The organism is Actinacidiphila sp. bgisy160 (genome assembly GCF_965342435.1).
Lineage (GTDB): Bacteria > Actinomycetota > Actinomycetes > Streptomycetales > Streptomycetaceae > Actinacidiphila.
Genome location: NZ_CBDRCM010000047.1, coordinates 1 through 18,714, shown reverse-complemented (window position 1 = coordinate 18,714; position 18,714 = coordinate 1). Strand labels below are relative to the sequence as shown.

Here is an 18,714-nt window from a genome sequence, read left to right as displayed (position 1 = left end):
CCGGAAGCGGGGTGGGGAAAACCCCCGCCCCGCCCGGGGGTTCGGCGGGCCGGCGGGCGGGCTCGTGGCGGGGCCGCGCGCCTCACCACGAGCACGCGCCGCCGCTCCCGGAAGCCGCGTGCGCGCTGTGGCTAGGCTCCGGGACGCGCGATCTCCACGTTCTCCAGGACGCCGAGGGCGTCGGGGACGAGGACGGCCGCCGAATAGTAGGTGCTGACGAGATAGGAGATGATCGCCTTCTCGTCGATTCCCATGAAACGCACCGAAAGACCCGGCTCGTACTCGTCGGGGATCCCGGTCTGGTGCAGTCCGATCACACCCTGGTTGTCCTCGCCGGTGCGCATCACCAGGATGGAGGTGGTGTTCTCCCGGGAAATCGGGATCTTGTTGCACGGGAGGATCGGGATTCCGCGCCACGACGGCAGGTGGTGGCCGTGGAAATCGATGGAGTGCGGTACCAGGCCGCGGCTGTTGAACTCCCTTCCGACGGCCGCGATGGCGCGCGGATGGGCCAGCAGGTACTGGGCGTCGCGGCGCCGGCTGATCAGTTCGTCGAGGTCGTCGGGGGTCGGCGGGCCGGAGTGCGTGGTGATGCGCTGCCGGTAGTCGGCATTGCGCAGCAGCCCGAACTCCTGGTTGTTGACCAGTTCGTGCTCCTGCCGTTCGCGCAGCGCCTCGACGGTCAGCTTCACCTGCTGCTCGACCTGGTTGTAGGGCTGGTTGTACAGGTCCGCGACGCGGCTGTGGACCCTCAGCACGGTCTGGGCGACGCTCAGTTCGTACTCGCGCGGGGAGAGTTCGTAGTCCACGAAGGTGCCGGGCAGGTCCGGTTCCCCGACGTGGCCCGAGGCCAGTTCGATGGCCTTCTCGCCGTACTTGTTCTGCGCCTGCTGGGTGCCGGTGACGAAGCCCGCGACGTGCTCGCGCAGCCCGTCGGCCTGTTGCATGACGGCCTGGAAGGCCTGGCGCGGCAGGGCGAGCGCGGTGACGGCGGTGACCGCCTTGGCGGTGTACTCCCACGTGCTTTCAGGGCCGGCCAGTCCCTCGGATCCGAAGTGGTCACCGTCGGCGATGCTGCCGATCACGCCCTGGCCGTCCCACTTGGCCGGGGCCAGCTTGTCGATCCTGCCGTGGGCGACGAGGAAGACGTGGCCGGCGGGCTGCCCGGCGGCCACGATCGTCTCGCCGGCCGCGAACTCCCGTTGCTCGAACTGCCCGGCGAGCGCGGCCAGCACCGCCTCGTCGGTGAAGCCGCGCAGCAGCGGCAGTTCGCCGAGCTCCGCCGGGATCACCCGGACCTCGGAGCCGGTCTGGACGAAGTCCACCCTTCCGTCGCCCACCGAGTAGCTGAGCCTCCGGTTGACCCGGTAGGCGCCGCCGGCGGCCTCGACCCACGGCAGCACCCGCAGCAGCCACCGCGATGTGATTCCCTGCATCTGCGGCGCGGATTTGGTGGTCGTCGCCAAATTCCGCGCGGCAGCGGTGCCCAGACTCCGCTGAGACTCGCCGTTCCCCGTCGTCGCCCCCGGTGCGACACCCGGCTCAACCGTCATGAATGGTCCTTCCCTTGCGGCCTGATGGCCCACGCGCACAAAAGCGTGGTTAAGGAAATCAATTCACGGTGAAACAAGGTTTCCTGTGCGGTGGTCCCCCCTGCCTTCGGCCGCTTTCCTCTCGGAAGCTACCCATCGGGTGGAGCGCCCTGCACTCACTCATTCGGGTGAGCATTGCGTTACGGGCCGCCGGGGGCCCGCCGAAGCGTGGGCGTACGCATGTGCGACGACGGACACCGGGTGGCGGGGCGGCGAATGTGTGGCATGTCCATGATGCGGCCGGAGCGCGGGGATGGAACATCACGTTCCGGGGACGTTCTGTCGCCCCTCCCGGTTAATCGCGTGCTATTCCCGATGGTCGCCATCGAAGATGAGGAAAACGTCACGCGCCCCCGAGAGGATCGCAGGAGCATGGCTGGCGTACGCTGTACGGCTGAGAGCGGATCGCAGAGGAACCGCTTCTGCGCGACACCGCCTCACCCCCCGATGGCGCCGCGCACTCGCCGGGAGAGGAGGACGCGGTGTTCATCGGAGCAGGTTCCCTGTTCGATTCACCGTGGATCTACGCCCTGGTAGCCGCGTTCATCGTGCTCGACGTCTTCCTGCCGGTGATGCCGAGCGGCGTCCTGCTGATCTCGGCCGCCACGGCGGGCACCGCAGCCGGCGACAACGGCATCCTCGACGTGGTCGCCCTGCTGCTCTGCGCGGCCGTCGCCTCCACCCTCGGCGACCTGGCCGCCTACCGCCTCGCCTGGCGCGGCGGCGAATGGATCGACCAGCACGTGGCCCACTCCCGCCGGCTCTCCACCGCCCAGGAGATCCTCGGAACCGTCCTGGCCCGCGGCGGCGGCGCGCTCGTCGTGCTCGCCCGCTTCGCCCCCGCCGGCCGCTCCGTCGTCAGCCTCACCGCCGGTGCCGCGCACCGCCGCATCCGCGAGTTCCTGCCCTGGTCGGCGCTGGCCGGCCTGGCCTGGGCCGCGTACAGCGTGGGCCTGGGCTACGCGGGCGGCCAGTGGCTCGGCGCCGGCTGGCTCGGCACCGCCACCTCCGCCGTCGCCCTGTGCGGCTCCGGCTCCCTCGCTGCGTACGTCTTCCGCCGGGAGCGCCGCGCCCAGACGGTCGTCCCGGTGACGCTGCCCGCGCAGGCCGCGGCCTCGCCCGAGCGGGCCGCGGTCGCCGAGGCCCACTGAGTCACCGATCCGGCCGCGCCCCGGGTGGGCCCCGTCGATGGGCGGCCCCAGGCGAGCCGTGAGAGCATCGGTCCGGACAGCAACCGGTCTGGGGGGTGCCAACGGACGGATCGGAGACCCCCGATGCGACTCGGACCGCTCACCGGCCTGGCGGCCGTGCTCCTCGCCGCCGTCTCCTACGCGCTCCAAGGGGACACCCCGGGGATCGGCAGTTCCGGGGTCGCGGTCAGGGCGTTCTACCTCACCCACGACACCAGGCAGGGCGTCGGCCTGTACCTGCTGCTCGTCGCGGGGCTCTTCCTGGCCTTCTTCGCCGGCTGCCTGCGGCACGTCCTGTCCGCGTCCGACCGCACCGGCTGGCTGCCCCAGGTCGCCTTCGCCGGCGGCATCATGGCCGCCCTCGGCTTCTGGATCAGCGCCGGGCTCACCCTCAGCCTCGTCGAGGCAAGCGACCGCCCCCTGGTCGGCGGCGGCGCCCTGCAGGCCCTCAACGCCCTCGGCAGCGACCTGTTCATGCCCATCCTGGCCGGGATCGGCGTGATGCTGCTCGCGGCGGGACTGGCCGTCTCCCGCGGCGACGCCGGCCCGCTGCCGCACTGGCTGGGATGGGTGGGCTTCGTCCTGGGCGTGCTGATGTTCATCCCGTTCGCCGGCTTCATCGGCCTCGGGCTCGCCGGGCTGTGGGTCATCGCCGTGTGCGTGCTGCTGCTCGCCCCGGGGGAGGGGCCGAGCGCGCCGGACGGTCCCGGCCCGGCCGCCCCCGGTCAGCCGCGGGACGGCGCACCCCGCTGACAAGCACCCGGCGCCCCTGCGGGGACGCGGTTCAGCGCTTCCTGCGGTACGCGGTCCCGTCCGCCGACCGCCCCAGCCAGCCGCCCTCCACCAGGTAACGGCGCAGGGCCGCGCAGTCGTCGTGCACCGTCCGCAGCGCCTCGTTGACCTCGCGCTCGTGATAGTCCCGCGCCGGCTGGAAGAGGGTCTCGGTCAGGTGCCGCAGCAACTGCTCACGCCGCGCCACCCGGCGCGGGATGACCGTGAGCCGCCCCTGCGAGAACAGGGCCGACACCGCATGCGCACCGCTCTCGGACACAGATACTCCTCCACGTTCGGGACGACACTCCGCCGGGCAGCGTGACACGCGGGGCTGACCGGGGCACGCGATTTTTCCCGTCCCGGATCGGGGTGGAGTCGGCTGCCAGTCCGGCGGACTCCAGCTGACGTGTGGCACGTGCCGTACCCGTTCCTCGCCTTGTCGGTCACCGCCGGGTGGTGCACCCGGTGCGTGGTTCGCGGCCCGCCGCGCCGACGACGGGCGGGCGCTGGGGCAGGATGGACCCATGAGCGTCGTCAAGATCAACGTACTGTCCGTCCCGGCTGAGCAGCGCGAGGTCCTGGAGAAGCGGTTCGCCTCGCGGGCGGGCGCCGTGGAGGGCTCGGACGGCTTCGAGTGGTTCGAGCTGCTGCGCCCGGTCGAGGGCACCGACCAGTACCTCGTGTACACGCGGTGGCGCAGCGAGGAGGACTTCCGCAACTGGATGTCCGGCCCGATGCAGGCCGCCCACCGCGAGGGCGGCGAGGGCGGCGGGGAACGGCCCAGGCCGGCCGCCACCGGGTCCACCCTGTGGTCCTTCGAGGTCGTCCAGCAGGCCGCGCCGAAGCAGGCCTGATCCCGCGCGGCGCCCCGCGCCCGCGGGGCGCCGCCCACCGGTCCGGGAAACCGCCTTGTCGTCCGCGATCACCGGACGCCATCGATGCCGCGTCGAAGAGCGTGAACAGCGAGGGGCCTCGGCAGCGGCCGGTGAACGTCGTGGCCAGGCGGAGGCCCGCACGGGGCTTGCGCGTGGTGCCGTCAAGATGAGGCCACAGCCGGTGAACACCCTGGGGCTGCCGCCGGGGAGCGCGACGCGGCCCGGAGGGTCGCGGTAGCGCGGCCCGTGGTGCTTGACCGCCCGACGGTCACCATCCGATGAAGCTCACTGTCTCTGTCATGTCCGCCCGCCCTGTGCGCAGCGGTGGCACACCTTCCTTCTCGAATCCCACCGCGACACCGCAGAACAGCACGAGCCCGTCATCTGCCCCGACCAACTGGCTGACGGTCTTGCGATACATCGTCCACATCACCTGAGGGCAGCTGTGCAACCCTTCCGCCCTCAGCAGAAGCATGACCGTCTGCAAGTACATCCCCGCGTCCCCCCACTGCCCCGGCCCCATCGTCCGGTCGAGGTAGCAGAACAGCACAACCGGCGCCCCGAACGCCTCCGAGTTCAAGGCGGCGATCTTCCTGGGCCTGTCGAGGTCGTCACGATCGATCCCCAGTGCTTCGTACCGCTGGGCGGCCGCGGCCGAAAAGCGGTCCAGATATGGCGAGGTCAGTTCGGCCGGGTACATCGGATACTCCCGCTCATCCCCCGGGTCGCCCGCCAATGCCCTGGACGTCGCGCGCCTCTTCAGTTCGGCCAAGGGCTCGCCGCTCACGACATACAGGTGCCACGGCTGGAGGTTCCCACTCGACGGAGCACGCGTCGCCGCAGCCAGCACTCGTTCGAGTGCCTCTTTGGTCACCGGCTCATCGCTGAACGCCCGCACGGCCCGGCGACTGCCGACTGCTTCATACACATCCATGTCTTCTCGTCCCTCTCGGCCAACGACCACCACTTCTCTACCGGCTTCAGCGTGCAAGAAGGCAACAGAGAGGTCGTACGGCGGGGGGTAACGGGCTGTCTCGCGACTGAACTTGGGGCGTGCTGGTCCGGGGGCCGGCGGGCTGGTGGTTCAGCGATCGCTGGTGGGCGCGTTACTCGTACCGGTCCTTCAGCGAATCCGCCTCCGCCTGCTCGACGTCGGCGATCGTCAGCTCCGGCATCCGCGGCTGGGCCGGCGTCACCTCGGCCGAGGCCGGCTGGGCGTCCGACGGCAACCACTGCTCCGGCTTCCAGGCCCCGCTGCGCAGGAGCGACTTGGGGCAGTGCGGGTAGACCTCCCCGATCCCCAGCACCAGCGCACTGGCCGGCGGCTTGCCCACGGCGGTCAGTCGCGACAGCGGCTCCGGGCGGGTGGGAGACGCGGGCCCGGCCGTTCACCCCGAGCGTCGTGGTGCGCCCCGGGATGACGAACAGCAGCCGGGCGCCGGTCCGGCCCTCCCGCACCGCGCCGGCCTGCGCGTCGGCCTGCGCGAGCCCGAGTTCACCGCACTGGCCGCCTTCGCCGTGTCAGCGCGGTGACCGTCTTGGCTCACGCCGTGGGCCGGTGGGGACCGGGGCGGTCCCGGTCCTGGCCGCAGAGTTCGGTGGTCAGCCGGGTGAGCAGGGCCGCGAGGTCGGCGTGGCGCTCGGGGTCCCAGTCGCCGAGGAGCTCGGCCAGCACCTTGCGGCGGGCCTCGGTGAGCAGGGCCACGACCTCCTGGCCGCGTTCGGTGAGGTGCAGCGGGTTGCCGTGGCGGACGGCGTAGCGGCGTTCCTCGATTTCGAAGGCGGCGGCCTCGATGACGTTGTAGGGCACCGTGGTCTGCAGGGCGAGGTCGACGGGGTCGGCGGAGCCGGTGCGGGCGATGTACAGCAGCAGCCAGGCGGCTGCGGGCTGGACGTCGAGGCCGGTCAGAGCGGTGATCCGGGCGTACAGGTCACGGCGCGCCTCCCGGCTGCCGAGGACGCTCAGACCGCGGGCGATCTCGTCGAGGGAGGAGCGGTCGACGGGGTTGGTGCCGATCGTCTCGCTGGCGTCGGGCACGGTGACCGTGCGCCGCAGCGGCTGCTCCCTCAGGAACCAGGCCAGGACGAAGGCCAGCGCGCAGACCGGCACCGCCCACAGGAAGACACCGGTGATGGCGGTGGAGTACGCGTGCAGCACCGGGTCGCGCAGGGACGGCGGGAGCCGGCGCACGCCGCGCGGATCGGACTGGATCACGGCCGGGTCGAAGCCGGGCGGCAGGGTGAGCCCGGCGAGGGCGGCGGTGATCTCGCGGGCGAGGTTGGCCGAGAAGATCGTGCCGAAGATGGACACGCCGAAGGCCGCCCCGATGGAGCGGAAGAAGGTGACGCCGGAGGTGGCCGCGCCCAGGTCGGCGTAGCCGACGGCGTTCTGCACGGCGAGGATCAGCACCTGCATGACCAGGCCGAGCCCGAGGCCGAAGACGAGCAGGAACAGGCTCAGCGCCCGGACCGCGGTGGTCTCGTCGAGTTGGTGCAGCAGGAACAGACCGACGATGGTGACGGCGGTTCCGGCGATCGGGAAGATCTTGTAGTGGCCGGTGCGGGAGACGATCTGGCCGGAGGCGGTGGAGGCCACCAGCATGCCCACCACCATCGGGATCATGTGCACGCCGGACCAGGTCGGCGAGTAGCCGTGCACGACCTGGAGGAAGGTCGGCAGGAAGGTCAGCGAGCCGAACATGGCGAAGCCGATGACGAACGAGATGACCGAGCACAGCCAGAAGGTGCGGATGCGGAACAGCCGCAGCGGCAGCACCGGCTCCTCGGCCCGCCGCTCGACGAGGACGAAGAGGGCGACCGGCAGCACGCCGGCCACCGCCAGCCCGACGACCTGCCAGGAGCCCCAGGGCCAGGTCGTACCGCCCAGCGAGGTCATCAGCACCAGGCAGGTCGCCGCGGCCGCCACCAGCACCATGCCCCAGTAGTCGATGCGGTGCGTGGTCCGCCGGACCGGGATGTGGAGCACGGTGGCGATCACGGCGAGCGCGACGATGCCGAGGGGGAGGTTGACGTAGAACACCCAGCGCCAGCCGAGGGTGTCCACGAACAGCCCGCCCAGCAGCGGTCCGAGCACGCTGCTCGCGCCGAACACCGCCCCGAACACGCCCTGGTAGCGCCCTCGGTCGCGCGGCGGCACGATGTCGCCCACGATGGCCATCGACAGCACGATCAGACCGCCGCCGCCCAGGCCCTGCAGCGCGCGGAAGGTGATGAGCTCGCCCAAGCTCCGGGAGAGCCCGCACAGCGCCGAGCCGACCAGGAAGATCACGATGACGGACTGGAAGAGCTTCTTCCGCCCGTACATGTCGCCGAGCTTGCCCCACAGCGGGGTGGCGGCGGTGGAGGCCAGCAGATAGGCGGTGACCACCCAGGAGAGGTGCTTCAGCCCGCCCAGGTCGCTGACGATCGTCGGCAGCGCGGTGGAGACGATCGTCTGGTCGAGGGCGGCGAGCAGCAGACCGAGCGCGAGCGCGCCGATCGCGACGTACACGGACCGCTTGTCGGTCACTTCCGACGGGCCGTCCGTCGTGGCCCGCCCGGCTGGGGCAGTGGTGTCGTCCTGCGCCATACGGACTCGTTCCGCTCGGGCACCGGGGGCTCCGGTACCGCGTTCACGTCACTACCCCACAAATATTCACACCCTTTCCACAAGATTGGCTCCGTTTGTACGACCGTCGGAAACGGAGGCGCCTGGGCAGTGAGCACGCGCGGTCTGCATAATCACTGCGTCTGTCAGGGCATGGGGAGGGGGCGCCGGTGGCGTCTGACAAGCCGGGATCACCGGCTTCGCAGGAGGAGCACGAGTACGAGTCCCTACGGGTGCGGCCGTACGTGCCGGGGCCGGAGGAGTACGCGGACGCGGATGAGGCCGTCACGGCCGCCGTGGCGGCGGGGGCCGCCGAGGCCTTCCCGTCGCACGACGCGGACCCGCCGACCGCGCCCCTGGCGCCGGTGCCGCCGGAGGGGGCCGCGGGGGCGGCGCGGCCGGACGAGGACACCGATCTCATCGACCTCGGCACGGTCTCCTCGGACCGGCTGCCGGTGCCGGTTGCCGCCGCGTCCCGTGAGCTGGCGCCCTATCCCTCCCCTGCCGTGAGCAGGCGCCGCGCCGGGGCCCATCGCCGCCGCCGCGGTGCGCTGGTCGCCGGCGCGGGCATCGGGGCCGTCGGCCTCGCCGTCGGCGCGGTCTTCCTGACCGCCCAGCTGACCGGCATACCGGACCGTACCGAGGCCGCCCCCGACCAGGGCGCCTCCGAGCCCGCGGTCGAACTGCCGACGTCCGCGCGGCCCTCGTCCTCCGCCTCGCGCCCGGCCTCGCCCAGCGTCACTCCCTCCACGCTCGCGTCCGCGAGCGCCTCGGCCTCGGCCTCGGCCACGACGGGCACCCCGACACCCAGCGCCACCGCGTCGCAGCCGACGGCCTCCGCCGGCGGCCAGGTCTCCCAGCCGCCCAGTTCGGCTCCGCCGGCCGCGCCCGCGACGTTGCGGCGCGGCGACACGGGCCCCGCGGTCGTGGACCTCCAGAACCGTCTCAAGGCGGTGCGGCTCTACTACGGCCCCTCCAACGGCGACTACGACCGGAAGGTCGGTGACGCCGTGGCCCGCTTCCAGTTCTTCTACGGGGTCAAGGGCGATCCGCAGGGCGTCTACGGGCCCAACACCCGGGCGGCCTTGGAGGCGAAGACCGGCGCGACGCCGAACCCGGACTCCGGCGACGGCGGAAGCGGAAACGGACCCGGCTGAGACCGGCCGGCCGCCGCCTCGGCTCCGCATACGCCTCACGACGCCCGCCCCGGGACCCGGTCCCGCGGCGGGCGCCGCCATGCCCGGGCCCCGGGGACGCTCCGGCAGGATGGGGGCGTGGCGATCGACGACTTCGGGCCGCGGGGCTTCCAACTCGTACTGCTGCGGCGCATGGCCGACCACCGGCCCGAACTGGTGGAGGAGGCGCTGCGCACGCTCGGGGCGAGCCGTACCGAGATGCGGGAGGCGAACCGCCGCTGGCAGGCCTGGGGCCACGCCAGGGGCTTCCCGCGCGGCGAACGCCGCTACCGGACGGTGCTCGGGCCGCCCGAGGCGGTGCTCCGGCGGAAGGTGGGCGACCTGACCTGCCCGGCGCTGCTGTGGCCGGTCCCGCTGTGGCCGACCCTGCGGTTCGAGGTGCTGTGCGCGCCGGGCGGCGGGGCGATCTGGAACGAGTGGCTGGTCCGCGCCCCGGGGGAGCCGGGGCCGAGGCTGTCGGGCCTCGACGACCTCACGCCCTGGTCCTGCACCGTCGACGAGGTGGCCCGGGCGTTCCCGCCCGCACGGCCCCTGGAGGGCGACGCCCCCACCCGCTGGCGGCTGGAGTTCACCGATCCGCAGGCCGTGCCAGGGGCGGGCCGCCGGACCGCGGGCTTCACCTATGGACTGCTGCAGTACGTGGACGGGCCGGGCGCCGGTCCGTGAGGCCGGCGGGGCGCGGCCCGACGCGGGGCGGCCCCGACGCGGGCGGCGCCCCGGCACCCCCCCTGGCGGAACCGCCGCACGATTTTGTATCGTGTAGGAACAAAGTGGTTCCGCCCGTTTCCCCTGACCGGCGGGCGGGCCACTTGCTTGTACGTCCGAGGGAGTTCCATGCTGTCGCCGTCCACCGTCGTCCCCGCCCGCGCTCTGCTGCTGGACATGGACGGCACGCTGGTCAACTCCGATGCCGTGGTCGAACGCTGCTGGCGCCGGTGGGCCGCGACGCACGGGCTCGACGGCGACGCCGTGATGAAGGTCGTCCACGGCCGCCAGGGTTACGCCACGATGGCGGTGCTGCTCCCGGACCGCCCGATGGCGGAGAACCACGCGGACAACGCCCGCATGCTCGCCGAGGAGACCGCCGACGTCGACGGCGTGGTCCCGGTCGAGGGCGCCCCGGCCTTCATGGCGGCGCTGCAGGGCCGCCCGCACGCCCTGGTGACCTCCGCGGACGAGGCGCTCGCCCGGGCCCGCATGGACGCCGCCCGCCTCCCGCTCCCCGCCGTCATGGTCACCGCGGAGCGCGTCAGCGCCAGCAAGCCCGACCCGGAGGGCTTCCTCAAGGGCGCCGCCGAACTGGGCTTCGCGCCCGAGGACTGCGTGGTCTTCGAGGACTCCGAGGTCGGCATCGCGGCCGCCAAGGCCGCCGGGATGCGCGTGGTCGGGGTGGGCCCGCGTGCGGCGGCCCACGAGCCCACCGTCCACGTCGACACCCTCGCGGCGGTCCACGTCGAGGTCGCCGCCGACGGCGCCCTCCTCCTCCGCATCGGCTAGCGCCTGCGGCGACCGGAGATGACCTCGCCGCCGGCCGCGGGCGAACGCCTCCTGACCTCCGGCGCCTTCGACTGGAGGGCGGACATGGCCTGGGCCCCGCCCGAGCGGCTCGGCGAGGACGGCCGCAAGGTGGCCGGCCCGGCAGACGGTGCCGGAGCGTGCCCGCAGCCTCATCGAGCACCGCGCGGTGTGACGCGGGCCGGGGAAAACCCCGTGTGCCCCGCGCCGCCGGGGTGACATCCTGGCCGGGTGAGCGGCGTGACCGGACCCGAGATCGGCATCAGCTTCGCCTCCCCGCTGCGGCTCTTCGCCGCGGCGGCGCGACGGGAGGGGCGTACCACTGTCGTCACCGACGGCGTGTCCTCGCTGGGGCACGTCGTGGAGTCGCTCGGGGTCCCGCTCACGGAGGTCGGCCGACTGCTGGCCGACGGCCGGGAGGTGCCCGTGTCGTACGTGGCGGTCGCCGGCGATCACGTGGAGGTCGAGCCCGTCACCCGGCCGCAGTCGGTGCCCGGGGCGCCGCTGCGCTTCCTGCTCGACGTGCACCTGGGCACACTCGCCCGGCGGTTGCGCCTGCTGGGAGTCGACGCCGCCTACGAGAGCGAGGACATCGGCGACCCCGCCCTGGCCGCCCGGTCGGCCGCCGAGCGGCGGGTGATGCTCTCGCGGGACCGCGGCCTGCTGCGCCGCCGGGAGTTGTGGGCGGGCGCGTACGTCTACAGCGACCAGCCCGACGAGCAACTGCGCGATGTGCTGGGCCGGTTCGCTCCCGTCCTGGAGCCCTGGACGCGCTGCACGGCGTGCAACGGGCGGCTACGGGAGGCCGGCAAGGACGCGGTCTGGGAGAAGCTGGAGCACGGCACCCGCCGCAGCTACGACGTGTTCGCGCAGTGCCTCGTCTGCGAGCGCCCGTACTGGCGGGGCGCGCACCACGCCCGCCTCGAGGCCATCGTCCGTGACGCGGTGACCGAGTTCGGCGCCGCCCAGGACGCCCCGCATCGCCGGCTCGCTGACTGAACGACGGCTCACAACCGGTCCCCGATGCGGGCCGGCGCCGGGGGATGCGGCCCGGCGCCGTCCTTGATGTCCTGCTCGCAGGTTCGTCCGCCGTAGGACTGGTCGTTGGGTATCAACAGCACTCCGGCAACCTGCTCGGGGTGCTCGACGGCGAGCCAGTCGGTGCCCGTGGGGTCGCCGTTCGGTCCGAACGCCTGGGACGCAGAGACGGGCTGACACCCCAGCGCCACGCGCTCCCTGTCGACGGCGCAGGCGTCCAGCACGGGGTCGGAGCTCCCGTCGACGCCGTCGAAGCGGTAGCGGAAGCGGACCTGGTCGCCTTCGGAGGGCACCTGCGGGTGGGGCTCGAGGTGCCAGTCGACGACCTCGGCGGTGGCGCCGAGAGGCTGCCCGTAGGTGTCCTCGACCTGCACCCTGACTCCGGCCTCACCGCGCTCCGCGGTCGTGTCGGTGCAGCCCCAGGGGAAGGAGCAGCCGGACGGGGAGAGAATCACCAGAGCCGACGGAACTCCGGCGCGCAGACGTGCGGGCAGCACTCGGGTGACCTCCAGTCGGTGCGGAGCGGAGCAGCGTATCCCGGGGCACGGCGGCTGTGGCTGATGGCGGCGAGAGCCTGCGGCGGTGAATCCCCGCCTTCGCCGCCGGCCTCATCGACCACCGTCGGCTGACGCGTCGTGCGGCGCGCACCGCGATCGGTCCGGGTGCCGGCTTTCTGACGCTCTGACACATACGCCTACCGCGCCCGGGCCGCAGGGGGGTCGGCCCGCGCGAGGGGACGCCATGGCGCGGATCCGGTGCCGTCCCACCCCTAGACATGACGTGTGCATGTCGACAATCTGTTACCTGCCGCTTGTCCCGCAGAAACGTCCCAGCAGAAGGATGGCCGGCGGTTCCAGCAGTCAAACACCCCCACATTCAAGGGAGTTCCCTATGTCCCGGATACGCAGTGCTCTCGCGCGGCGCAGTGTCTACGCGCGTCGACGACTGGGTCTCCTCATGGCTCTCACCAGCCTGTTCGCCGGCTTCGCGACCCTGAACGGCCCCACCGCCCAGGCGGCGCTCCCCACCCCCGTCAGCGCCGCCACCGCCCGCACCTACCTGGCGTCGCTCAAGGTCGCCACCGAGAACCGCACCGGCTACGACCGCGACCTCTTCCCCCACTGGATCACCATCAGCGGTGCCTGCAACACCCGTGAGACCGTGCTCAAGCGCGACGGCAGCGGCGTGGTCACCGACTCCTCCTGCGCCGCCACCAGCGGCAGCTGGTACTCCGTCTACGACGGCGCCACCTGGACGGCCGCCTCCGACCTCGACATCGACCACCTCGTGCCCCTCGCCGAGGCCTGGGACTCCGGCGCCTCCGCCTGGACCACCGCAAGGCGCCAGGCCTTCGCCAACGACCTCACCCGCCCGCAGCTCATCGCCGTCACCGACAACGTGAACCAGGCCAAGGGCGACCAGGACCCGGCCACGTGGATGCCGCCCCGCACCGCCTACGCCTGCACCTACGTGCGCGCCTGGGTCCAGGTGAAGTACTACTACGGCCTGTCGGTCGACTCCGCCGAGAAGAGCAAGCTCGGCAGCGTCCTCAGCGGCTGCTGACCCCGCGTCCCGGCCCCGCCCGGCCGCCGGGACCGCGGCCCCGGGCGCGGCCGGGAACTCACGCCTTCCCTCCGGCGTCCACACCTCACGACGACGGAGGGAAGGCCGACCGCCATGGCAGAACTGCGCCTGGGACCGCTGCTGCGATACGTGGACGAGGACACGGCCACCGTGTGGGTCGAGGCCGACCGCCCCGCCACCGCGACCGTCGCCTGCGACGACGGGGCCACCGGCACCGGGCACACCTGGCAGATCGCCGGCCACCACTACGCGATCGTCACCGTCACCGGGCTGCGCCCCGGCACCGCCACGGCCTACCGCGTCCTTCTCGACGGGCAGCAGGTCTGGCCGCTGCGCGACTCCCCGTACCCGCCCAGCACCATCCACACCGCCGGGCGCGATGGGGAGGGCGCGCAGGACGCACGGCCGCTGCGCGTCGCCTTCGGCTCCTGCCGCTGGGCCGCACCGCCCCCCGGCGAACCCGACCCCATCGGCCCCGACGCGCTGGACACCCTGGCCCACCACATCGCATCCGGCGACGCGCTCCGCCCCGACCTCCTGCTGCTGCTCGGCGACCAGATCTACGCCGACGAGACCTCCGCGGCCACCCGCCGCTGGCTCGCCCGGCGCCGCGACCTGAACGAGCCGCCCTGGGACCAGGTCGCCGACTACGAGGAATACACCCACCTCTACTACGAGTCCTGGCTCGACCCGGACATCCGCTGGCTGCTGTCCACCGTGCCCAGCTGCATGATCTTCGACGATCACGACGTCATAGACGACTGGAACACCTCCCACACGTGGCGCAACACCATGCGGGAGGCGGCCTGGTGGAACGAACGCGTCATCAGCGGCCTGGCCTCGTACTGGGTCCACCAGCACCTCGGCAACCTCACCCCCGCCGAACTCGCCGACGACCGGCTCCTCGCGGCGGTACGCGCCGCCGACGACGGCACCGAGACCCTGCGTGCCTTCGCCGCCCGCGTGGAGGCCGACCCGGCGCAGACCCGCTGGAGCTACCGCCGCGACCTCGGACGCACCCGCCTGCTCATGGTCGACTCACGCGCCGCCCGCGTCCTGGACGAGCACGACCGCGCGATGCTGGACCCGGCGGAACTCGACTGGCTGCGCGAGAACGCCCGCCCCGACGGCAGCTTCGACCACCTGCTCATCGGCACCTCCCTGCCCTGGCTCCTGCCGTACGCCATCCACGCCACCGAGGCGTGGAGCGCGGCCCTCTGCGGCGGCAGCCGCGGCCGCCGCTGGACCCACCGGGGCGAACGCCTGCGCCAGGCCGGCGACCTCGAACACTGGGCGGCCTTCCCCGGCTCCTTCGACGATCTCGCCGGGCTCCTCACCGACGCCGCCGACGGCCCCGAGGCCCCCGCCACGATCTGCGTCCTGTCCGGCGACGTCCACCACGCCTACACCGCCGAGGCCCACCGCCCCGGCGCACCCCTGCGCTCCCGGCTGCTGCAGCTCACCTGCTCGCCGGTCCACAACACGATCCCCGGCTACATGCGCCTCGCCTTCCGCTTCGCCTGGACCGGCCCCGCCCGCCTCATCGGCCGCGCCCTCACCCGCCACGGCCGCGCCGGCACCCCGTCGCTGCGCTGGCGCAAACTGGACGGCCCCTGGTTCGGCAACCAGCTCATGACCCTGACCCTCCGCGGCCGCGCCGCCGGGCTCCGGCTGGACCAGACCCGCGCGCCGAAGGGGACTTCGCGGCGGGCGACGCTGGTGACGGTGATGGAGACGCACCTCACGACGGACTGAGCCGGGCCGTTCACCGCGCCCCGCGAGCCGGGACGCCACACGCGAGCGGAGGGCTCCGCGTGTGTCGCGGGCCCTCCGCCGTCGTGCGCGGGCACGGGATCAGAACGCGCTGGTGCTGTTGAACCTCGCGGTGGACCAGAGGTAGCCGAGGACGGTGAGGCCGGCGCACCAGGCGATGGCGATCCAGCCGTTGTTGCCGATGCCGGTGCCGAGGAGGAGGCCGCGGAGGGTTTCGATGGCGGGGGTGAAGGGCTGGTAGTGGGCGATGGGCTGGAACCAGCCGGGCATGGAGTGCAGCGGGACGAAGGCGCTGGACAGCAGGGGGAGCAGGATCAGGGGTGTGGCGTTGTTGCTGGCGGCTTCGGCGTTGGGGCCGGCCAGGCCCATGCCGACGGCGATCCAGGTCAGCGCGGTGGCGAACAGGACCAGGAGGGCGAAGGCGGCGAGCCATTCGAGGGGGGTGGCGTGGGTGGAGCGGAAGCCGATGGCGACGGCGACGGCGCCGACGAGGACGACGCTGAGGACGGACTGCAGGACGCTGCCGACGACGTGTCCGGCGATCACGGAGCCGCGGTGGATGGCCATGGTGCGGAAGCGGGCGATGATGCCTTCGGTCATGTCGTTGGCGACCGAGACGGCGGTGCCGATGGTGGTGCTGCCGATGGTCATCAGGAGCAGGCCGGGGACGAGGTAGGCGATGTAGGCGGAGCGGTCGGGGGTGCCGTCGCCGATGCCGGCGCTCATGGTGTCGCCGAAGACGTAGACGAACAGCAGGAGCAGCATGATCGGGGTGAGCAGGAGGTTGAGGGTGAGGGAGGGGTAGCGGCGGGCGTGCAGGAGGTTGCGGCGCAGCATCGTCGAGGAGTCGCGCAGGGCGAGGGTCAGGGTGCTCATCGCAGGGCCTCCGTGGGCTGGTGGGGGAGGGTGGTGTCGCCGGTGAGGGCGAAGAAGACGTCGTCGAGGTCGGGGGTGTGCACGGTCAGCTCGTCGGCGTGGACGGCGGCGGCGTCGAGTCGGTCCAGGAGGGTGCGCAGGGCGTGCTGGCTGCCGTCGCTGGGGATCTGCAGGGTCAGGGCCTGGTCGTTGCGGGCGGCGGCGGGCAGGGTGGCGGTGGCGTTCCGGTAGGCGGCGGGGTCGGTGAAGCGGAGCCGGATGTGTCCGCCGGGGATGAGGCGCTTGAGTTCTTCCGCGGTGCCTTCGGCGGCGATGGTGCCGTTGTTCAGGACGGCGATACGGTCGGCGAGTTCGTCGGCCTCGTCCAGGTACTGGGTGGTGAGGAAGACGGTGACGCCGCCGGTGACGAGTTCGCGGATGATCTGCCACATGGTGTGGCGGCTGCGCGGGTCGAGGCCGGTGGTCGGCTCGTCGAGGAAGATGATCCGCGGGCTGCCGACCAGGGTCATGGCGATGTCCAGGCGTCGCTTCATGCCGCCGGAGTAGGTGGAGGCGGGCTTCTTCGCGGCCTCGGTCAGGTCGAAGCGCTCCAGCAGTTCGGTGGCGACCCGCCGTCCCTCGCGCCGGGGCAGGTGGTGCAGGTCCGCCATCAACAGCATGTTCTCCTCACCGGTGATCAGCCCGTCCACCGCGGAGAACTGCCCGGTCACACCGATCGCCGCACGCACCGCCTGCGGATTGCCGGCCAGGTCATGGCCCGCGACCTGGGCCTGCCCGCCGTCGGCGGTGATGAGCGTGGAAAGGATCTTGACGGCGGTGGTCTTGCCGGCGCCGTTCGGGCCGAGCAGGGCGAACACGGACCCGGCCGGGATGCGCAGGTCGATGCCGTCGAGGACGGTCTTGCCGCCGTAGGACTTGCGCAGTCCGATGGCGGAGACGGCGGCCGGCGACGCGTGGCCGTCCGGCTGGATGGGCGTGGGCATGACAGATGAAGGCACGGGGCCCTCCGTTCGAAGGCTGACGTGGATGGGGGAGGCGGTGGTTGGGGTGGTGGCGCTCAGGCCCGGGCGCGGCGGATCTCGATGTTGCCCCAGCGGGTGCGGGCGTGGACCTCGACGGTGCCCTCGGTCTTCTGCGGGGGCTCGGCGTCGGCGAGCGTGTTGCGCACCTGTCCGCGCTCGGAGCTGACGTCGAGCCAGGCGGCCGTACCCTCGCGGATGCCGACCTCGATGGCGCCGTAGGAGGTCTCCAGCCGGACGGTGCCGCCGGCGACCTCGGCGACGCGCAGGTTGCCGTGGGCGACGGTGGCCGTGACCGAGCCCTCGGCGCGCTCGACGTCGACGTTGCCGTGGGCACCGCGCACCCGCAGTTCACCGAGCGCGGCACCTACGGTCGTGGTGCCGTGCGAGTTCTTCAGGACGGCGGGACCGTCGAGGGTGCCGACGCGCAGGCTGCCGGAACTGGTGGTGATCTCGGCCGCGCCCTCGACCCGGTCGATGTTGATCGAGCCGTGCGAGGCGGTCAGCCGCAGCGGGCCGGTCGTGTCGAGGCGGACGTCGTTGGACGAGGTCTTCACCCGGACCTCGCCGAGCCGGCCCTCGCCCAGCACCTGGGTCCAGGAGCCGGTCACGTCGACGCGCGAGCCCGTGGGCAGTTCGACCGTCACGTCGACGGCGCCGCTGGGCCCGATGAGGTGGCGCTCCTTCGTCCTGACGGTCAGGACGCCGCTCGCGTAGCCGACCTCGGTCTGGTCGGCGGCCCGCACGTCCTTGTCCCGCTGCGGGTCGCGGGGCCGCACCTCGACGACGGTGTCGGGGCGGTCGCCCGCGGTGAACCGGACGGAGCCGGCGCCCACGTGGGCGGTGACCGAGATCGGTTCGGGCGTGTCGAAAGAAGGCATGGCTGTCCCGTCCTCTTGAGTCCTTGGGTCGTCCCCGCTGGTGGGACGCGGTGTGGGTGAAGCGGGTCGGGCGCGGGGTGCGGTCAGCGCACCCAGCCCGTGAAGCTCTGTCCGGTGGTGCGGGTCTTCTCCGCCGTGCGCGGCTGCGGGGCGCCGTCGACCGCGGCCGACACGGCCCGTACCAGCCACGCGTTGACCGACAGGCCCTCGCGGCTCGCGGCCTCCTCGGCACGGGCCTTGAGGTGCGCCGGCAGGCGCAGGTTGACGCGGGCGGTGCCACCCTCGTCGCCCTCGGCCGGGGCCTTGAGCGGTTCGACGGGCGCGACGGGCGGGTCCGCGGGGCCGCCGCCGGCGGGCGGCAGTGTCACCACGAAGTCGGGGTCCAGTCCGCGCAGCCGTACGTCGACCGAGCCGGGGGCGAGTTCGCGGGTGATCTCGTCCATCGCGGCGGAGAGCACGTTGAGCATGGTCAGGCGGGTCGCCGACTCCAGGGGAGCGGTGAGCCGCTCGGCCAGCTCGCGGGCATCCTCCCCGCCGGCCTCGGCGGCCACCGCGAGTTCGCGGCGGAGGGTGTCGACATACGGCGTGAGGTCCATGACGTCATAGTGGCACCACTATGGCGCCACGCGCAAGCCCGAATGGCGCCACGTGTGGCGCGACTTTGGCTGTGGCTGCTCTGAACTGGCAAAATGCCGTGGCGTCGGACAGGGTCATTGTGGCGCCATGCGCACTCGACGCGCCATGGATGGCGCTGCTTGGCACCGCGGGGGGGGAGGGGGGGGGAGGGGGGGGGG

General features: G+C 72.7%; 18 protein-coding genes and 1 pseudogene. 9 read left to right on the top strand and 10 right to left on the bottom strand.

Annotation, left to right across the window (positions count from 1 at the left end; all coding sequences use genetic code 11):
* Nucleotides 1-131 precede the first annotated feature (131 nt).
* Nucleotides 132-1,553 carry a family 2B encapsulin nanocompartment shell protein gene (locus ACRWNP_RS28490; RefSeq protein ID WP_431966293.1) on the bottom strand — a complete coding sequence of 474 codons (1,422 nt, stop codon included), beginning with the start codon at nucleotides 1,551-1,553 and terminating at the stop codon, nucleotides 132-134.
* A gap of 521 nt (nucleotides 1,554-2,074) precedes the next feature.
* Between ACRWNP_RS28490 and ACRWNP_RS28485 the strand changes: the two genes are divergently transcribed.
* Complete coding sequence (locus ACRWNP_RS28485) at nucleotides 2,075-2,743, top strand: DedA family protein (RefSeq protein ID WP_431966291.1); 669 nt, start codon at nucleotides 2,075-2,077, stop codon at nucleotides 2,741-2,743.
* A gap of 123 nt (nucleotides 2,744-2,866) precedes the next feature.
* On the top strand, nucleotides 2,867-3,535 hold the full coding sequence (locus ACRWNP_RS28480; protein ID WP_431966289.1) for a hypothetical protein: 669 nt from the start codon (nucleotides 2,867-2,869) through the stop codon (nucleotides 3,533-3,535).
* A gap of 31 nt (nucleotides 3,536-3,566) precedes the next feature.
* Here ACRWNP_RS28480 and ACRWNP_RS28475 read toward each other — a convergent pair whose 3' ends face one another.
* The gene (locus ACRWNP_RS28475; RefSeq protein ID WP_431966287.1) at nucleotides 3,567-3,833 is read right to left on the bottom strand and encodes a DUF2087 domain-containing protein; all 267 of its coding nucleotides are present in this window, start codon (nucleotides 3,831-3,833) and stop codon (nucleotides 3,567-3,569) included.
* A gap of 247 nt (nucleotides 3,834-4,080) precedes the next feature.
* On the opposite strand from ACRWNP_RS28475, the gene ACRWNP_RS28470 reads away from it, so the two are divergent.
* Nucleotides 4,081-4,410 carry an antibiotic biosynthesis monooxygenase family protein gene (locus ACRWNP_RS28470; protein ID WP_431966285.1) on the top strand — a complete coding sequence of 110 codons (330 nt, stop codon included), beginning with the start codon at nucleotides 4,081-4,083 and terminating at the stop codon, nucleotides 4,408-4,410.
* 289 nt (nucleotides 4,411-4,699) lie between these two features.
* Here ACRWNP_RS28470 and ACRWNP_RS28465 read toward each other — a convergent pair whose 3' ends face one another.
* The 3 genes and pseudogenes from ACRWNP_RS28465 to ACRWNP_RS28455 form a co-directional block, all read right to left on the bottom strand.
* Nucleotides 4,700-5,365 carry a nitroreductase gene (locus ACRWNP_RS28465; RefSeq protein WP_431966283.1) on the bottom strand — a complete coding sequence of 222 codons (666 nt, stop codon included), beginning with the start codon at nucleotides 5,363-5,365 and terminating at the stop codon, nucleotides 4,700-4,702.
* Nucleotides 5,366-5,537: 172 nt separating this feature from the next.
* Nucleotides 5,538-5,880 (bottom strand): annotated as a pseudogene (locus ACRWNP_RS28460) (MSMEG_1061 family FMN-dependent PPOX-type flavoprotein); the annotation flags it as partial.
* Nucleotides 5,881-5,974: 94 nt separating this feature from the next.
* The gene (locus ACRWNP_RS28455) at nucleotides 5,975-8,020 is read right to left on the bottom strand and encodes an MFS transporter (protein WP_431966281.1); all 2,046 of its coding nucleotides are present in this window, start codon (nucleotides 8,018-8,020) and stop codon (nucleotides 5,975-5,977) included.
* A gap of 188 nt (nucleotides 8,021-8,208) precedes the next feature.
* Here ACRWNP_RS28455 and ACRWNP_RS28450 point away from each other — a divergent pair, with 188 nt between their 5' ends.
* From ACRWNP_RS28450 to ACRWNP_RS28435, 4 genes are all read left to right on the top strand, one after another.
* Entirely contained in the window at nucleotides 8,209-9,195 is a 987-nt protein-coding gene (locus ACRWNP_RS28450) for a peptidoglycan-binding domain-containing protein (RefSeq protein WP_431966279.1), read from the top strand.
* Between the two features lie 171 nt (nucleotides 9,196-9,366).
* The gene (locus ACRWNP_RS28445; protein ID WP_431966372.1) at nucleotides 9,367-9,900 is read left to right on the top strand and encodes a hypothetical protein; all 534 of its coding nucleotides are present in this window, start codon (nucleotides 9,367-9,369) and stop codon (nucleotides 9,898-9,900) included.
* A gap of 168 nt (nucleotides 9,901-10,068) precedes the next feature.
* Nucleotides 10,069-10,731 carry an HAD-IA family hydrolase gene (locus tag ACRWNP_RS28440; RefSeq protein WP_431966277.1) on the top strand — a complete coding sequence of 221 codons (663 nt, stop codon included), beginning with the start codon at nucleotides 10,069-10,071 and terminating at the stop codon, nucleotides 10,729-10,731.
* A 258-nt stretch (nucleotides 10,732-10,989) separates the two neighbouring features.
* Complete coding sequence (locus tag ACRWNP_RS28435; RefSeq protein WP_431966370.1) at nucleotides 10,990-11,748, top strand: Mut7-C RNAse domain-containing protein; 759 nt, start codon at nucleotides 10,990-10,992, stop codon at nucleotides 11,746-11,748.
* An 8-nt stretch (nucleotides 11,749-11,756) separates the two neighbouring features.
* On the opposite strand, the gene ACRWNP_RS28430 is transcribed toward ACRWNP_RS28435, so the two are convergent.
* Nucleotides 11,757-12,242 carry a hypothetical protein gene (locus tag ACRWNP_RS28430; RefSeq protein WP_431966275.1) on the bottom strand — a complete coding sequence of 162 codons (486 nt, stop codon included), beginning with the start codon at nucleotides 12,240-12,242 and terminating at the stop codon, nucleotides 11,757-11,759.
* 436 nt (nucleotides 12,243-12,678) lie between these two features.
* Here ACRWNP_RS28430 and ACRWNP_RS28425 point away from each other — a divergent pair, with 436 nt between their 5' ends.
* Together ACRWNP_RS28425 and ACRWNP_RS28420 are read left to right on the top strand one after the other, a co-directional pair.
* On the top strand, nucleotides 12,679-13,350 hold the full coding sequence (locus ACRWNP_RS28425; RefSeq protein ID WP_431966273.1) for an HNH endonuclease family protein: 672 nt from the start codon (nucleotides 12,679-12,681) through the stop codon (nucleotides 13,348-13,350).
* A 114-nt stretch (nucleotides 13,351-13,464) separates the two neighbouring features.
* A complete protein-coding gene (locus ACRWNP_RS28420) occupies nucleotides 13,465-15,126 on the top strand; it encodes an alkaline phosphatase D family protein (RefSeq protein ID WP_431966271.1) in 1,662 nt (553 codons plus the stop codon).
* 99 nt (nucleotides 15,127-15,225) lie between these two features.
* On the opposite strand, the gene ACRWNP_RS28415 is transcribed toward ACRWNP_RS28420, so the two are convergent.
* From ACRWNP_RS28415 to ACRWNP_RS28400, 4 genes are all read right to left on the bottom strand, one after another.
* Nucleotides 15,226-16,020, bottom strand: a complete 795-nt coding sequence (locus tag ACRWNP_RS28415; protein ID WP_431966269.1) for an ABC transporter permease — start codon at nucleotides 16,018-16,020, stop codon at nucleotides 15,226-15,228.
* On the bottom strand, nucleotides 16,017-17,003 hold the full coding sequence (locus ACRWNP_RS28410) for an ATP-binding cassette domain-containing protein (RefSeq protein ID WP_431966267.1): 987 nt from the start codon (nucleotides 17,001-17,003) through the stop codon (nucleotides 16,017-16,019). Before ACRWNP_RS28410 ends, ACRWNP_RS28415 begins: the two co-directional genes overlap by 4 nt.
* Before the next feature lie 74 nt (nucleotides 17,004-17,077).
* Nucleotides 17,078-17,920: a DUF4097 family beta strand repeat-containing protein gene (locus ACRWNP_RS28405; protein WP_431966265.1), complete on the bottom strand. Its 843-nt coding sequence runs from the start codon at nucleotides 17,918-17,920 to the stop codon at nucleotides 17,078-17,080.
* An 83-nt stretch (nucleotides 17,921-18,003) separates the two neighbouring features.
* Entirely contained in the window at nucleotides 18,004-18,516 is a 513-nt protein-coding gene (locus ACRWNP_RS28400) for a toxin-antitoxin system HicB family antitoxin (protein WP_431966263.1), read from the bottom strand.
* Nucleotides 18,517-18,714 lie beyond the last annotated feature (198 nt).

Excerpts from the sequence above, each read along its gene's own strand:
- ACRWNP_RS28405 (WP_431966265.1), bottom strand. The coding sequence starts at position 17,920 with ATGCCTTCTTTCGACACGCCCGAACCGATCTCGGTCACCGCCCACGTG.
- ACRWNP_RS28455 (WP_431966281.1), bottom strand. The coding sequence starts at position 8,020 with ATGGCGCAGGACGACACCACTGCCCCAGCCGGGCGGGCCACGACGGAC.
- ACRWNP_RS28425 (WP_431966273.1), top strand. The coding sequence starts at position 12,679 with ATGTCCCGGATACGCAGTGCTCTCGCGCGGCGCAGTGTCTACGCGCGT.
- ACRWNP_RS28445 (WP_431966372.1), top strand. The coding sequence starts at position 9,367 with ATGGCCGACCACCGGCCCGAACTGGTGGAGGAGGCGCTGCGCACGCTC.
- ACRWNP_RS28420 (WP_431966271.1), top strand. The coding sequence starts at position 13,465 with ATGGCAGAACTGCGCCTGGGACCGCTGCTGCGATACGTGGACGAGGAC.
- ACRWNP_RS28465 (WP_431966283.1), bottom strand. The coding sequence starts at position 5,365 with ATGGATGTGTATGAAGCAGTCGGCAGTCGCCGGGCCGTGCGGGCGTTC.
- ACRWNP_RS28410 (WP_431966267.1), bottom strand. The coding sequence starts at position 17,003 with ATGCCCACGCCCATCCAGCCGGACGGCCACGCGTCGCCGGCCGCCGTC.
- ACRWNP_RS28400 (WP_431966263.1), bottom strand. The coding sequence starts at position 18,516 with ATGGACCTCACGCCGTATGTCGACACCCTCCGCCGCGAACTCGCGGTG.
- ACRWNP_RS28480 (WP_431966289.1), top strand. The coding sequence starts at position 2,867 with ATGCGACTCGGACCGCTCACCGGCCTGGCGGCCGTGCTCCTCGCCGCC.
- ACRWNP_RS28440 (WP_431966277.1), top strand. The coding sequence starts at position 10,069 with ATGCTGTCGCCGTCCACCGTCGTCCCCGCCCGCGCTCTGCTGCTGGAC.
- ACRWNP_RS28415 (WP_431966269.1), bottom strand. The coding sequence starts at position 16,020 with ATGAGCACCCTGACCCTCGCCCTGCGCGACTCCTCGACGATGCTGCGC.
- ACRWNP_RS28470 (WP_431966285.1), top strand. The coding sequence starts at position 4,081 with ATGAGCGTCGTCAAGATCAACGTACTGTCCGTCCCGGCTGAGCAGCGC.
- ACRWNP_RS28490 (WP_431966293.1), bottom strand. The coding sequence starts at position 1,553 with ATGACGGTTGAGCCGGGTGTCGCACCGGGGGCGACGACGGGGAACGGC.